Here is a 13,957-nt window from a genome sequence, read left to right as displayed (position 1 = left end):
GGCCGGACCGCGAGGGTCCGGCCGCAGCGGGCGACGACCCGGGCCGCGGCTACTTCATCGGTGCCGGGAGCCAGTCCTTGGCTGTCACCGTGCCCGGCGTGCCCTGCTCGTGGACCCAGCCCAGTTTCGTCTTCGTGAGAGTCGGCTCGTCGAGGACCCCGGTCTGCTCGGCCCCGAACTGGGCCTGGTACTCCTTGATCCGGTCCGTGTCGGCCTGAGTCGGCTTCTCCTGGAGCTGTACGTGCTTGCGCAGGTAGTCGATGTTGGCCTTCGTGTACGTGACCGTCGTGGCCAGGTCGCCGTCGTCGAACTCGCCCTGCGTGCCCCAGAGCAGGATGTTCCGTACCCAGGGCACCTCCGGGCTGGCCTGGTTCTGGTTCAGCGACAGGTTCTTGCTGGCGACGAAGTGCGCTGCCAGGAGCGCGGTCATCGTGGTGCGGCCCAGGTTCCCGGGCCCGTCGGTCTTCGCCATCTGGCTGAACTGGCCGTACTTTGAGTCGTTGGACTGCTGGAAGCACGTCAGCGCCTGCTGGGTCGCCGCGTCCAGCTTGCCCACGGTGTAAGGGGCGGTCAGCTTGCAGTCGGCCGCCCCCTCGGCCAGCCGTACCTGTGCGAACTGCACGAAGAGGTTCGGCTTGTCCTGCGACGTGATGGGCAGCGGACCCCGCGCGGGCTTGGCCCCCTCCGGGGGCTTCTTCTCACCCCCTCCACCGCCGGCGTCCGGTCCCTCGGGCTGCGCCGTGGGCGAGACCGCCGGCGTCGGCTTGCCGGTCGGCTGCTCCGGCAGCGCGGTGGCCGCCGCCTGCTGCAGCTTCTCCTGCGCGAGAGTGCGGACCGGCGCCTTGTAGGTGAGCCAGAGTATGACTCCGGTGACGGTGAGGGCGAGCAGCAGGCTCAGCGCGGTCATCATCCAGACCGGCAGCAGCGTGCGCTGCACGTATGTGCCGTTCACCACCAGGGGGTCGAAGCCCGAGCGCCGCACCGACAGCTCGTACGGCCGCTGCTGCTTCTGCCCCACCCAGGTGATCTGCCGGGGCTTGAGCGTCGCGTCGACGAAGGCGGCACGACCGGGTTCGATCTGGACGTTGGACGGGACGATCTCGTACGAGAGGTCGTCGCTGGTCTTGTCGCCGCCACCGATCGACGCCGTGAGCACGGTGTTGCCGAGGTTGTCGACGGCCAGCTTGGGCCGGCCCCTGAAGCGACCCTTGACGGTCTGCGGGACCAGCTCGGCCCGCACCTCCATGAACGTGGTGAAGGTGACGTTCCCCTCGGCGACCGTGGCCGACCCGGGGTGTTCGGTGGGCAGGATGCGCACACCGTACGGGTGCGGGCCCGCGGTCGCGTCCGGGGTACGGGGTGGGGCGACCGTCAGCTCCACGATGCCGGTGGTGCCCGGAAAGAGCCTGATGGTCGGCGGTTCCACCGAGACGTACGGGGCGATGTCGCCGACCGCCTCGAAGCGGTACTCGTCGACGACGTCGCCGGTGTTGCGCAGACGCAGTCGTACGGTGGTGCTGCTGCCCGGGTCGACCGTGGTCGAGGCGGGCTCCAGGGATGTCCAGGTCGTCACCCGATGGACGCTACTGCCCACGGGAGGGCCGGCATCAGGGGCCGCCGGGTAGCGCCGCTGCCCGAAAGGTAACGCCCGCTGCCCTCGAACACTCCTGCGTGCGCCTGCCGTCGAGGGACGCGGGACCGAGCCCGCGGCCGCGTTCCACGGCGCTCCGCCCGGCGCCGCCCCGGTACGTCCGCGCCGCGGGCACCACGCGGCGGCCCGGCCTCGCGGTCATCCTCCCGTTGCCCCTGGGGACATGGCCACTGCCCCCGACAAGGCACCGGAGGACGTATCCCCGGTCGTGTGCGGGGCGCGAGGGTGAGTCTGGTCTTGTCTTGGTACCCCGAGGAGAGCAGAGCATGCCGTCTTACCTGTCGCCGGGCGTATACGTGGAAGAGGTGGCCAGCGGCTCTCGTCCGATCGAGGGGGTCGGCACCTCGGTGGCCGCATTCGTCGGGCTGGCGCCGGACGGTCCGCTGAACGAGCCGACGCTGGTCACCAACTGGACGCAGTACGTCGCCTCCTTCGGCGAGTTCACCGACGGATACTTCCTGGCGCACGCGGTGTACGGCTTCTTCAACAACGGTGGCTCCGCGGCCTACGTGGTACGGGTGGGCGGGGCACGCGACGGAGTGGCGGGCGCACCCGGCGAAGGCACCGAATCGATCGGCGGCCGGCGCGGCCGCGCGGTCGCCGCAGGCGGTGCGTCGGCGCCCGCCGCGCTCACGCCCGGGCCGGCGCAGGTACTGGGGACGTTCAAGGTGTCGGCCGTCGCGCCCGGCGAGAACGGCACGCTCAGCGTCGAGGTCGCGGACGCGGAGGGCGAGGGCCCCGCCGAGCGGTTCCGGCTGGTCGTCAAGGACGGCTCGAAGCCCGTCGAGACCTTCGACGTCTCGGCGAAGAAGGGTGCCCGCAACTACGTGGTCACCCAGGTCAAGGAACACTCCAAGCTGATCTCCGTACAGGAGGGGGCCGCGGCCGCGCAGCTCGCCCGCCCCGACAACCAGACGGTCGCGCTCGAAGCGCCCGTCGCCGCCGCGCAGGCCCCCGCGGTCCCGGACGCGGCGCAGGGCGAGCCGGTCGGCATCGCCGAGTACCTGGGCGACTCCGCGGACCGCACCGGCTTCGGCGGCCTCGAAGCCGTGGACGAGATCTCCATGGTCGCCGTCCCCGACCTGATGGCCGCCTACCAGCGCGGCGCGATCGACCTGGAGGCCGTGAAGGCCGTCCAGCTCGGTCTGATCGCCCACTGCGAACTGATGGGTGACCGGCTCGCGATCATCGACCCGCCGCCCGGCCTCAACGCCCGGCAGATCCGGGTGTGGCGCCAGGAGACGTCCAACTACGACTCCAAGTACGCCGCGCTCTACTACCCGTGGATCAAGGTCTTCGACCCGGCCGGCGGTCAGACCCGGTTGATCCCGCCGAGCGGCCACGTCGCCGGCATCTGGGCCCGCAACGACTTCGAGCGCGGCGTGCACAAGGCCCCCGCCAACGAGGTCGTGCGCGGCGCCGTCGACCTGGAGCTGCAGATCACCCGGGGCGAGCAGGACCTGCTCAACCCGGTCGGCATCAACTGCATCCGCACCTTCCCCGGCCGCGGCATCCGCGTCTGGGGCGCGCGCACCCTCTCCTCCGACCCGGCCTGGCGCTACCTCAACGTCCGCAGGTACTTCAACTACCTGGAGGAGTCGATCCTCAACGGCACCCAGTGGGTGGTGTTCGAGCCCAACGACCAGGCGCTGTGGGCCCGGATCAGGCGGAACATCTCCGCGTTCCTGGTCACGGAGTGGCGCAGCGGCGCGCTGTTCGGCGCCACGCCGGAGGACGCCTACTACGTGAAGTGCGACGCCGAGACCAACCCGACGGAGTCGGTGGACCTCGGGCGGGTCATCTGCCAGATCGGTGTCTCGCCGGTCAAGCCTGCCGAGTTCGTGATCTTCCGGCTGGCGCAGTTCTCCGGCGGCAGCGGGGAGTTGGAGGAGTAGCGGTCCGGCCGCCTCCGACCCTCGCTCGACAGCGCGTAACAGCCACAGGTCCCCGCATCAGCAGATGGAAAGGCTTCTTTCATGGCCGCTCAGGGTGATTCCCTCACCACCAACAACTTCGGCCTCCAGATCGACGGCGTCATGGTCGAGTACCTGCACGGCGTGGGCGAGATCGGGATGGAACAGGACGTCATCGAGTACCAGCAGGTCTCGGCGAACGGACAGCCCATCACCAAGAAGATGCCCGGCGTGAAGAAGGCCGGTGAGACCACCGTCACGCGCGGTATGGAGCAGTCCACCGCCTTCACCGAGTGGATCAACGCCTCGCTGCGCGGCGACATGGGGTCGGCGCGCAAGAACGCGAGCATCATCTACATGGACTCCCAGTACAACCCGGTCAGGCGTCAGCATCTGCGCAACGCCTGGTGCAGCAAGGTGATGGGCGCGGCGGCGACGGCGGGCGAGGCCTCCGTGATGACCGAGACCGTGACGATCGTCTACGAAGAGCTGGTCACCGAGTAATGCGCCGCGGACCGGTCAGGCCCGCCACCGACGCCGCTGCCGCCACCTCCGCATTCGCGGACGTGGCGGTCCCGGCCGTCGGGCCGGCGGAAGCACCGCCCGCACGACAGCAGTTGCGGACCGAGTTCGCGTTCGAGCTGCCACGCGGGTACGTGGACGACATGGGCACCGTGCATCGCGAGGGCGTGATGCGACTGGCGACCGCCCGGGACGAGCTGATCCCGCTGCAGGACATGCGGGTGCAGCAGAACCCCGCGTATCTCTCCGTGGTGCTGCTCGGCCGGGTCATCACCCAGTTGGGCACCGTGGCACACATGCACGACGGTGTGGTGGAGAACATGTTCGCCTCCGACCTCGCCTTTCTGCAGGACTTCTACCGGCAGGTCAACGCCGAGGGCCACACCAGGGCCGGCGTCTCCTGCCCGCACTGCGAGCAGCCGTTCGAGGTCGAGCTCGGCGGGAGCCGCCTGGGGGAATCGTGACGTACGCGACCGACCGGATCCATGACGAGATCGCGTACATCGCCTACCACTTCCACTGGAATCGGGACGACATCCTGGACCTCGAACACCGTGAGCGGCGGCGATATGCCGAGCAGATCGCCACGTTGGTGACGCGCGCTGCAACGGAGCGGTGATGGGTATCTTCGACCGGCTCAAGGGCCGGGGCCGGGAGCGCGGCGCGGGCGGGAACGGCACGGCGGCGGGCCCCGCCCCCGAGGCGGCCGCAGGGAGCGGGGCCATTGCCGGTAACGGTGCTGCTGCGGGCACCGGTGCTGCCGCGGGTGCCGGCGGCGATGCTTCCGGAGGGGGACGTGGCTGGGCTGCTCTGCCACCGATCCAGCGCGCCATGCTGGCTCCGGCGCGGCAGACGGTCGCGTCCGCGGATTTCGGCGGCTCCCTGACCACCTGGCAGAACCACTCCTTCTCCGGGACGCTCTCGCACGCCGTGCTGGACGGCGCCCCGACCGGTCTCATCAAGGACACGCTGTCGTTCGCCCGAGGATCCGGGCCGGGCGGCCCCGCCAAGGAAACGCTCTTCCCGGCGCCTGCTGTCGTCGACGGCGGTGACGGAGTGAAAAGTGACCGAGGGGGAAGTGACGGAGGCGGCGGTGACGCGCGCCGGCCGGTGCCTTTCGTGCAGCGCGCCCAGGGTCCGCGGATCGCTCCCGTACGGCCCCGGCCGCCGCGACCCGCGCCCTCGGCGCTGACGCGGGCCTCCGCCCCGCGCACGGGACACCGCAGGGTGCTTCCCGCAGTGGCACCGGGCAGCGTGACGGCCGCCCCGGCAGGCGCTGGGGGAGCGGCGCGGACGGCTGCGCCCGCGCCCCTTCCGGCGCCGGCGTCCTCGTCCTCGCCTTCCGGTGCCGACTCGCCGAGGCCCGCTCCCAGATCTCCCCTCCGTCCCCTCCCTCCTTCCTCCGTAACCGCGGCTGCCCCGGTGAGCGTCCAGCGCTCCGGGGGAAGCCAGGACGGCCCCCGGCGGTCGGGTCCGGCGGCCCCGCCCGCGGCAGCGCCCCCGGCCGACCGGACCCCGCCGGCTCGCACCTCCTCGCTCCCCGTACAGCGAAGTACGGCGAGCGTTCCCGGGCCGGCGACCGGGCGGGCCGCCGTCACGCCACCTCGGCGCCCGCTGCTCGGGCCCCCGCTGTCAGGACCTGTGGTTCCGCCGGCCGCTCCGCCGACGCCCGCTCCGCAGACGCCCGCCGCTCCGCCGACGCCCGCTCCGCAGACGCCGGCCGCTCCGCCGACGCCCGCTCCGCAGACGCCCGCCGCACCGGTGCAACGGCGTCGTGGCATCGCCGGCCCCGTCGTGGCACCGTCCCCGCCAGGACCGGCCTCGCCCGTGGCTCCGGCGGACCGGGTGCCTGCGTCCGGCAGCGTCGCGAACAGCGGAACGCGGCCCGTACAGAGGACACCGGCGGCCGGGCCGGAAGCTGCGGTGCGTTCGGCGGCAGGAACGTCCGGGTCAGGCGTGTCGTCCGGAACCGGTACACCCGCAATGCCTGCGCCCGTCTCCCGCCCGGCCGCACGGCCGAGGCTGGGCGCTCCGTCGAGTGGACCTGTCGGCGGTCAGACGGCGATCCCGCCGTCGGCTGCCCCGGCGGCGCGTCGGCAGACGGGCGCCCCGGCTCCCGGCCGCGCCCCTCTCGTGCAACGTTCCCCGGCGCCGCCGACCACCCGTCCGGTGGCGGGCCCCGTGACGCCCGCCACCGCACCGGCGTCGCCCGTGCAGCGGCGCGATTCCGCCGGGCACGACGGTTCCTCCGAGTCGACCACCTTCCCCAAGTCCTCCGGACCCTCCAGTCCTTCCGGCTCCGGTGCGGGTGCGGGTGCGAGCGCCGGGGGACCGGGATCCGGCACGGTCGCCGGACTACCCGTCGCTCCGACGCGTGCGCCTGCGGAGCGGACCGGCGGGCCGGCGCCGGTGCAGCGGCTCGCTGCCCCGGGGACATCCGGCCGTGGTGGTACGCCGACGCCGAGCCGTCCCAGTGGTGGGTCCGGTCCTGCGGGCACAGCGCCCACCGGCTCCCGTGCGAACGACCCTGCCGTACCTACGCGTCCGCCCGTGGTGCGTACTTCCGGTCCGCCGGCTTCCGGTCCGGCGTCCAGCGGTCCGGTGGTCGGTAGTGGCGCGCCGGTGCCCGGCGCTCCCCTTCGGCCGTCCGGCGTCTCCGGCGGGAACCCTGCCGATGAGGCAACCCCGTCGACGCGCCCATCGCCGCCCATGGCGGGCGGATCCGGAGTCGCCCGGTCCGCCGCTGTGCTTCCGGTGCAGCGGGCAACGGCGGCGCCCTCCGTACCGGCGCGACGGCCGGCCTCGACCGTACCGCCGGCGGGCGGCCCACGGCCGGTGCCCGCACCCGTAGCCGTGTCCGCGCCCGGCGTCCGTCCCGCTCCCGCTTCGCCATCCGGTTCCGCGGCGGGAGCGCCGGTGCGCCCCGCGGTGAACAACGCGTCCGGATCGGTTCGTTCGGGTGGCGCGCCGCCCGTGCAGCGGTCGTCCCTCGCCCCGGCGTCGGTCCAGCACCCGGCGTCGGTCCAGCACCCGGCGTCGGTCCAGCGCCCGGCCTCGGCCCGGACCCCTTCCCGTGCCCGGACCGCTGCCTCCGCTGCGGCCCCCCGCACCTTCGCGGCCCCGGCGGCGAGTGCCGGGCCATCCGTGACGCGGTCGTCCGCCGTGTCCGTTGCGTCTGCCACACCCCTGGCGTCGGCCGCGGGGCGGGGGCTGCCGCCCGTCGCTCCGCTGCTGGGTTCCTCACGGCCGGTCACGGCCGCCGGGTTCACGCCGCCGCCGGTGGGGCGGCGCTCCGCGACTCCTGCTCCGGCAGCCGTCGCGCCGCGACGTGTTGATCCCCCCGTGGTCGGTGCCCCTCCGGTCGTCGCGCGGCGGCCCGTCGCTCCCGGGGCGGCCGCGCTCCCGGGCGTCCGCAGTGCCGTACCACCGTCCTCGCCGTCGCCGGCTCCCGCACCCATCGCGAAGGGCACTGCGGCCGCCGTGCGTCTGCACCGCGTTCGGACCGCACCTGCCGCTGCTGCCGGCGCTCCTCGTCGGCCTGCCGTACAGCGTGCCGTGCCGCGTGCCGTGGCGCAGCCGTCCGCCGCCCGGCCTGCCGCCGCCCGTCCGCTGCCGCGGACAGCCGCTCGTTCCCCGGCCGCTCCCGCCACGGCGCCCGCGCCCGTGCGACCCGGCGGCTACGAGGGATCCCGTCCCTACGGCGCACCCGCAGGTTTCCCGGTCGTTCAGCGCGCCGCGGCCGCGGCCGCGTCCGTATCGGCATCGGCGGCGCCCGTCCCTGGCGGGATCGCCCGCATGCCGGTGCGGGACGCTCCCGCTGTCCCGACCGCCTCCGTGGCCCGGCCGGTCCGGAGCCCCGTCGTGTCCCTCGCGCCGGTCCGGTCCGCTCCGGCCGCCGCGCTCCCGGTGCAGCGGGCCGCGCCCGCCACCCCGGCCGCGCTGCCCGCCCTTCCCCCGGTCGCGATACCGGCGTCGGTCCGTACACCGGCGTCCGCCCCCGCGCGGGTGTCCGCCCCGCACCGCGCCCCGTCCGTCGAGGTGCGGCGCAGTAGCGACGGCGGGGGCTCCTCGGGCCGGCCCGCGCCCTCCGCGACGAGCCAGTTCACACCGCGTGATCTGAAGGAGGACCAGGTGGCCGAGCTGGCCCACCGGCTGATCGGGCCGATGACACGGCTGCTGCGTACCGAGCTACGGCTCGACCGCGAGCGGATCGGCAAGCTGCGCGATCCACGCCACTGACCCCCGCGCGCGAGCCCGAGCCGTGCGAGCTGCCATGTGAGCGCGTCAGCGCGTGAGCCCCGAAGGCCGTGAGCCCGAAGGCCGTGAGTCCCGACACCCATGCCCCATGCCCCATCGCCCCAGCCCCACGTGGAACCGCAGGAAGGCCCCACCCGATGCCCCAGGAACTCGACGCAGGCTCCACCATCTTCTTCAACCTCACCATCGACGGTGAGAGCCTGGGCTACTTCAACGGTTGCGAAGGGCTCGCCTCCCAGGTCGAGATCGAGCAGCGGCAGGAGGGCGGCAACAACGGATTCGTCTGGCAGCTGCCTTCCCGCGTCACCTTCTCCAACATCACGCTGACCCGGCCCCTCACCGAGGAGACCGCGAAGGTGGCGGAGTGGATCTCCTCGGTGACCACGGGGGTGACCCGTCCCACCGGACAGATCGCCGCGCTGCGCGCCGACGGCTCGACGGTCGCGCAGTGGGGGTTGATCGACGTACTCCCGGTGAGCTGGCGCGGTCCTTCCTTCGACCCGGCGAACCCCGCCGTGGCCACCGAGATCCTGGAGATCGCCCACCACGGATTCACGGACGCGGGGGAGGCGTAGCCGATGGACCTCTCCAGCTTCGGCATAGGCGACAGCCTGGTGCGGGCGACGCTCGCCATCCATCAGCCGCCGATCGGCAGCAGCACCAGCCCCGGCGCGCTCATGAAGACGTTCCACTTCGACTTCAACCCGTCCCAGCTGTCACTCACCCGCAGGGCCCAGTGGAAGACCACACCCACCGCCGCCGTGCGGGACGGTGCGGTCCCTGAGTTCATGGGGCCCGAGCCCCGGGAGATGGCGGTGGAGATCTTCCTCGACCGCTCGGACGACCCGGACAGCAACGACGTGCGCAAGAAGGTCGAAGCCCTGTTCTCCTGCTGCGAGACGACCACCGCCAGCATCGCGGCGAACCAGCCGTCGACCCCGTGGGTGGTCTTCGAGTGGGGTGCCTTCTCCACCGCCCGCTTCAACGCGTACGTCAGTTCCGTGGAGGCCCAGTACACCCTCTTCAACACCAACGGGATGCCGATCCGGGCCGTCTGCCAGGTGAGCCTGCACGAGATCCCGAGCAGCACGCTCGGCCAGAACCCCACCTCCGGCGCGCTCACCACCCGCCGCGTGCACCGGGTCGTGGCCGGCGACTCGCTGCCGCTCCTCGCGTGGCGCGAGTACGGGGACGCCACCGTGTGGCGCACGATCGCCGAGGCCAACGACATCGACGACCCGAAGACGCTGACGCCCGGCGTCGAACTGATGCTGCCCGCCGCGGAAGAGGTCGGCGCCTGATGTCCGACATCGGCTTCTCCAACATCCTCACGGTGCAGATCGCCGGAACCAAGCTCAAGTCCCCGGAGAACAAGGACCTGGTGGCCGGCCGGGTCGATTTCGGCGCGGGCGTTCCCGGCGCCTTCCAGCTCACCTTCCGTGACGACGCGAAGGACATCCTCGCCAAGCTGAACGTCGAGATCGGTGTTCCCGTGGTCATCGCGCCCTTCTCCGACGGCAAGGGCACACCGCTGATCACGGGAGAGGTCACCGCGCTGGAGACCGACTATGACCGCCTCGGCACCTTCACCGTCATCCGGGGCTACGACAAGGGTCACCGCATGCTGCGGCAGCGCAGGGTGGCGGCGTACAAGAACAAGACCGCCACCGAGATCGCCGTCGAACTGGCGCGGGAGAGCGGCATTCCGCTGGGAAGGACCCAACGGACCAAGGGCCAGTACGCGTTCATCAGCCAGGCCAATGTCAGCGACTGGGACTTCGTCCAACGACTGGCGGACGAGAACGAGATGGTGATGTCCATCAACTCGAAGGGGAGGTTCCAGTTCGTCAAGCGGCAGAGGGCGATGACGGCTCCACCGGAGAGCATGCCGAGCTCGCGGAGCCCGCTCCTCCTGAAGGGCGGCGAGGAGATCCTGCGCTGCCGCGCGGCGGTCACCTCCGCCGACCAGGTGACCGCTGTAGAGGCGCGTGGCTGGAACGTCACCACCAAGCAGTCCCTCGTCTACAAGGCGCCCGCCCTGGACAACCCGGGCTTCGTCATCGGTACGAAGCCGTCCGAGGCGTCCAGGAGGTTCGGTAAGGCCGAACTCGTCGACACAGCAACGCCCTACGACAAGCTGGACGAGGTCAAGCACGCCGCCGACGCCCTGGCGGAGGACGTGACCTCGTCCTTCGCCGAAGTGGAGGTCACGGCGCGCGGCAACACGGAACTGCGGCCGGGCGTCGCCGTCACCCTCAAGGGCGTCGGCAAGCCGTTCCAGGGCAAGTACACGATCACGGCCGCCCGTCACACCTTCGGTGACCAGGAGCACTACCAGACGTTCCTGAACGTCAGCGGCCGCCAGTGGCGTTCGCTCTACGGGCTCACCTCCGGAGGCGGAGGGGCGGGCCCGGCCAGGCTGCCCAGCGTTGCCAATGCCCTGGTCACCGATATCAAGGACCCGCTGCGGCAGGGCAGGGTCAAGCTGACGTTCCCCTGGCTGGACGACATGTACGTCAGCGACTGGACCCGGACCGTGCAGCTCGGCGGGGCCAAGGGCGGCAGCATGATCTCCCCGGACGTCGACGACGAGGTGCTGGTGGCCTTCGACCGCGGCGCTCTGGACCACCCGTACGTCATCGGCGGCCTCTACAACGGCGTCGACAAGCCGGACCCCGTCGATGTGCCGGTCTACGACCCGACGCGCGGCAAGGTCACCCGGCGCACCCTGTCCGACCGCAGCAACAACCGCATCGACCTGCTCGACCAGAGCGTCGGTCTCAAGCGCGGGGTGCGGCTGTCCACCGGAGACGACCGGCTCACCATCAACCTGGACCGCACGAAGACCGAGATCGTCGTGGACAGCAAGGGCGCCGTCTCCATCAGGGGATCCGCCGGGGTGGCCGTCAACGCGGGAGGCAACCTCTCGCTGAACGCGGTGGGCTCCCTGACGATCCGCAGCGGCGGGCCGATGAACATCAACGCGGCGTCCGTCCTGTCCGTACAGGCGGGCGGCGTCGCGTCCGTGACCGCCGGCGGGGCGCTCACCATGACGAGCACGGCGGCCATGACCTTGACCGCCGGGGTCTCCCTGCAGATGACCGCCGCCATCAACATCGGCCTGCAAGCCATCACGATCAAGTCCAGCGGCCTCCTCACCTCCAACAACAACAAGGTGCTGACCATGGGGGCGGGCTGATGGCAGAGCAGTTCGTCGGCTCCGGATGGGCGTTCCCGCTGCGCATCGGCCCCACCGGCGGTATCGCCCTGGTCAGCGGGGAACGCGAGGTCGAGGAGGCCATCAGGCTGGTCCTGTCCACCGCGCCCGGAGAACGGCCGATGCGCCCCGAGTTCGGCTGCGCCATCCACGACATGGTTTTCGCCCCGGTCAACGAGGCCACCGCGGGCCGCATCCAGCACGAGGTGCACAGCTGCCTGGACCGCTGGGAACCGCGCATCGAGGTGGACGAGGTCGCGGTGACGGCCGGCGCGGACGAAGGCGTGCTCTTCATCGACGTCCGCTACTCGATCACCGGCACCAACAACCCGCGCAGCCTGGTCTTCCCGTTCTACGTGATCCCCTCCCACGACGGACCCGATGGGTCCGCCGCGCCCGACGAGCACCTTGGAAGCGACCGCTGATGGCCCTGCCCTCCCCGAACCTCGACGACCGGCGCTTCCAGCAGTTCGTCGACGACGCCAAGCGCTACATCCAGCAGCGCGCTCCCGAGTGGACCGACCACAACGTCTCCGACCCGGGCGTGACCCTCGTCGAGACGGTCGCCCACATGGCGGACCAGATCGTGTACCGGCTCAACCGGGTGCCGGAGAAGAACCACCTCGCGTTCCTGGACCTCATCGGGATCACGCTCTTCCCCCCGTCCGCCGCGCGCGCCGGCGTCACGTTCTGGCTGTCGGCGCCGCAGAAGCAGCCCGTCGTGCTGGCGACGGGTACCGAGGTCGCCACGGTCCGCACCCAGACCGAGGACGCGGTGGTGTTCGCCACCGAGCGCGAACTCACCGTGGTGCCCTGCGAGCTGTCGTACCTCGTGGTCCAGCGAGCCGATCAGGAGGCGGCCGACCGCACCTCGGACCTCGCGGGGGCGAAGGACGTGCACTGCTTCTCGGAGGCTCCGCGCCCCGGTGACCGCATGCTGTTCGGGCTCAGCTCCGCCGTTCCCCAGTGCGTGGTCGTCCTGGAACTCGACAGCCAGGTCGACGGTGTCGGTGTCGACCCCAGGCAGCCGCCGCTGGTCTGGGAGGCGTGGACCCCCGACGGCTGGGCCGGCTGCGACGTCGACCGGGACACCACCGGCGGGCTCAACCGCCCCGGCGAGGTGGTGCTGCACGTCCCCGGCGGCCACGCGCTCTCCCGCACCGGGCGGCGCGAGGCGGGCTGGTTGCGCTGCCGGGTCACCGATCCGGAGCAGGGCCAGCCGTTCTACACCACCTCGCCCACCATCCGCTCCGCCGAGGCGTTCACCATCGGCGGCAGCACCGGCGTCGTGCACGCCGAGACGGTCCGCGACGAGGCGCTGGGGGAGGCCACCGGCCTGCCGGGCCAGCGGCTGCGGCTGGCCAACAGCCCCGTCGTCGGCGACGCGCAGCCGCTGCTCCTCGAGGTCGCCGAGCGCGACGGCTGGGTCGGGTGGGAAACCGTCGGCCATTTCGCCGCCTCGGGGGCCGACGACCGGCACGTCACCCTGGACGCGGCCACCGGTGAGATCGCCTTCGGCCCGTCCGTACGCGAACCGGACGGCACCCTGCGCCAGTACGGGGCCGTACCGCCCAAGGGTGCGCCTGTCCGGGCCCGCCGCTACCGCACGGGCGGCGGAAGGGTGGGCAATGTCGCCAGGGGCGCGATCCAGGTGCTGCGCGACTCCATCCCGTACGTCTCCGACGTCGTCAACCGGGAGGCCGCGCGGGGCGGGGTCGACGGTGAGACCGTCGAGGAGGCGAAGGTCAGGGCGCCCATCGCGCTCAGGGCGCAGGACCGCGCCGTGACCCTGCGGGACTACGAGGAACTCGCGCGCCGCGCGGCACCCGAGACCGCACGCATCACCTGTCTCGCGGCCGAGCCGGACGAGCACGGCGCACACGCCGTACGGGTACTGGTCGTCCCGCAGGCCGTGTCCGACCCGGGCGGCCGGCTGCGCTTCGAACAACTCGTCCCCGGAGACGCCCTGTTGGGGCGCATCACCCGTTACCTGGACGAGCGGCGACTGATCGGCACCCGGCTGGCGGTCGGTCCGCCGTTCTACCAGGGGGTGACGGTCGTCGCGACGGTGCACGCCTTCCGCGGCACCGACACCGACCGGGTCAGGCGACAGGCGCACGACGCCCTGTACCGCCATCTCGACCCGCTGACCGGGGGAGCGCACGGCACGGGCTGGCCCTTCGGCCGCCCGGTGCAGGCGGGCGAGGTGTTCGCGGTGCTGCAGCGGGTGCCCGGCGTCGAGCTGGTGGACGAGGTGCTGCTGCACCCCGCCGACCCGCTCAGCGGCCGGCGCGGCGACCCCACGGAGCGGATCGACCTCGAACCCTCCGCGCTCGCCTTCTCGTTCGACCACCGCGTCCGGGTGATAGGAGACGCGTCGTGAGCGCCGGCGGGAGC

At 72.2% G+C, this 13,957-nt stretch carries 11 protein-coding genes; 10 read left to right on the top strand and 1 reads right to left on the bottom strand.

The features are described from left to right. Positions 1 to 49: 49 nt before the first annotated feature. Entirely contained in the window at positions 50 to 1,573 is a 1,524-nt protein-coding gene (locus OG299_RS06880; RefSeq protein WP_266635441.1) for a COG1470 family protein, read from the bottom strand. A gap of 344 nt (positions 1,574 to 1,917) precedes the next feature. Here OG299_RS06880 and OG299_RS06875 point away from each other — a divergent pair, with 344 nt between their 5' ends. The 10 genes from OG299_RS06875 (at position 1,918) to OG299_RS06830 (ending at position 13,943) form a co-directional block, all read left to right on the top strand. Next, on the top strand, positions 1,918 to 3,546 hold the full coding sequence (locus OG299_RS06875; RefSeq protein ID WP_327360894.1) for a phage tail sheath family protein: 1,629 nt from the start codon (positions 1,918 to 1,920) through the stop codon (positions 3,544 to 3,546). Positions 3,547 to 3,627: 81 nt separating this feature from the next. After that, entirely contained in the window at positions 3,628 to 4,068 is a 441-nt protein-coding gene (locus OG299_RS06870) for a phage tail protein (RefSeq protein ID WP_266635445.1), read from the top strand. Beyond that, positions 4,068 to 4,550, top strand: a complete 483-nt coding sequence (locus OG299_RS06865; RefSeq protein ID WP_266635447.1) for a hypothetical protein — start codon at positions 4,068 to 4,070, stop codon at positions 4,548 to 4,550. Before OG299_RS06870 ends, OG299_RS06865 begins: the two co-directional genes overlap by 1 nt. Continuing rightward, positions 4,547 to 4,705, top strand: a complete 159-nt coding sequence (locus OG299_RS06860; RefSeq protein WP_266635449.1) for a DUF6760 family protein — start codon at positions 4,547 to 4,549, stop codon at positions 4,703 to 4,705. The genes OG299_RS06865 and OG299_RS06860 overlap by 4 nt, the downstream gene beginning before the upstream one ends. A 3,242-nt stretch (positions 4,706 to 7,947) precedes the next feature. After that, positions 7,948 to 8,325 (top strand): hypothetical protein, encoded by a 378-nt coding sequence (locus OG299_RS06855; RefSeq protein WP_327360893.1) that lies wholly within the window; start codon positions 7,948 to 7,950, stop codon positions 8,323 to 8,325. A gap of 155 nt (positions 8,326 to 8,480) precedes the next feature. Then, the gene (locus tag OG299_RS06850) at positions 8,481 to 8,918 is read left to right on the top strand and encodes a phage tail protein (protein WP_266635453.1); all 438 of its coding nucleotides are present in this window, start codon (positions 8,481 to 8,483) and stop codon (positions 8,916 to 8,918) included. Between the two features lie 3 nt (positions 8,919 to 8,921). Further along, positions 8,922 to 9,644: a CIS tube protein gene (locus OG299_RS06845; protein WP_123081168.1), complete on the top strand. Its 723-nt coding sequence runs from the start codon at positions 8,922 to 8,924 to the stop codon at positions 9,642 to 9,644. Then, positions 9,644 to 11,542: a VgrG-related protein gene (locus tag OG299_RS06840; protein ID WP_327360892.1), complete on the top strand. Its 1,899-nt coding sequence runs from the start codon at positions 9,644 to 9,646 to the stop codon at positions 11,540 to 11,542. The genes OG299_RS06845 and OG299_RS06840 overlap by 1 nt, the downstream gene beginning before the upstream one ends. Further along, positions 11,542 to 11,985 (top strand): GPW/gp25 family protein, encoded by a 444-nt coding sequence (locus tag OG299_RS06835; RefSeq protein WP_266635459.1) that lies wholly within the window; start codon positions 11,542 to 11,544, stop codon positions 11,983 to 11,985. The genes OG299_RS06840 and OG299_RS06835 overlap by 1 nt, the downstream gene beginning before the upstream one ends. Then, positions 11,985 to 13,943: a putative baseplate assembly protein gene (locus OG299_RS06830; protein WP_327360891.1), complete on the top strand. Its 1,959-nt coding sequence runs from the start codon at positions 11,985 to 11,987 to the stop codon at positions 13,941 to 13,943. The genes OG299_RS06835 and OG299_RS06830 overlap by 1 nt, the downstream gene beginning before the upstream one ends. Positions 13,944 to 13,957 lie beyond the last annotated feature (14 nt).

The organism is Streptomyces sp. NBC_01296, from assembly GCF_035984415.1.
GTDB lineage: Bacteria > Actinomycetota > Actinomycetes > Streptomycetales > Streptomycetaceae > Streptomyces.
Note: the sequence above shows the minus strand (reverse complement) of the source record. Positions and strands in the feature narration are given on the sequence as shown.

Bases quoted from the DNA above. Each gene is read 5' to 3' on its own strand.
- OG299_RS06875 (WP_327360894.1), top strand. From the start codon at position 1,918: ATGCCGTCTTACCTGTCGCCGGGCGTATACGTGGAAGAGGTGGCCAGC.
- OG299_RS06870 (WP_266635445.1), top strand. From the start codon at position 3,628: ATGGCCGCTCAGGGTGATTCCCTCACCACCAACAACTTCGGCCTCCAG.
- OG299_RS06865 (WP_266635447.1), top strand. From the start codon at position 4,068: ATGCGCCGCGGACCGGTCAGGCCCGCCACCGACGCCGCTGCCGCCACC.
- OG299_RS06850 (WP_266635453.1), top strand. From the start codon at position 8,481: ATGCCCCAGGAACTCGACGCAGGCTCCACCATCTTCTTCAACCTCACC.
- OG299_RS06845 (WP_123081168.1), top strand. From the start codon at position 8,922: ATGGACCTCTCCAGCTTCGGCATAGGCGACAGCCTGGTGCGGGCGACG.
- OG299_RS06840 (WP_327360892.1), top strand. From the start codon at position 9,644: ATGTCCGACATCGGCTTCTCCAACATCCTCACGGTGCAGATCGCCGGA.
- OG299_RS06835 (WP_266635459.1), top strand. From the start codon at position 11,542: ATGGCAGAGCAGTTCGTCGGCTCCGGATGGGCGTTCCCGCTGCGCATC.
- OG299_RS06830 (WP_327360891.1), top strand. From the start codon at position 11,985: ATGGCCCTGCCCTCCCCGAACCTCGACGACCGGCGCTTCCAGCAGTTC.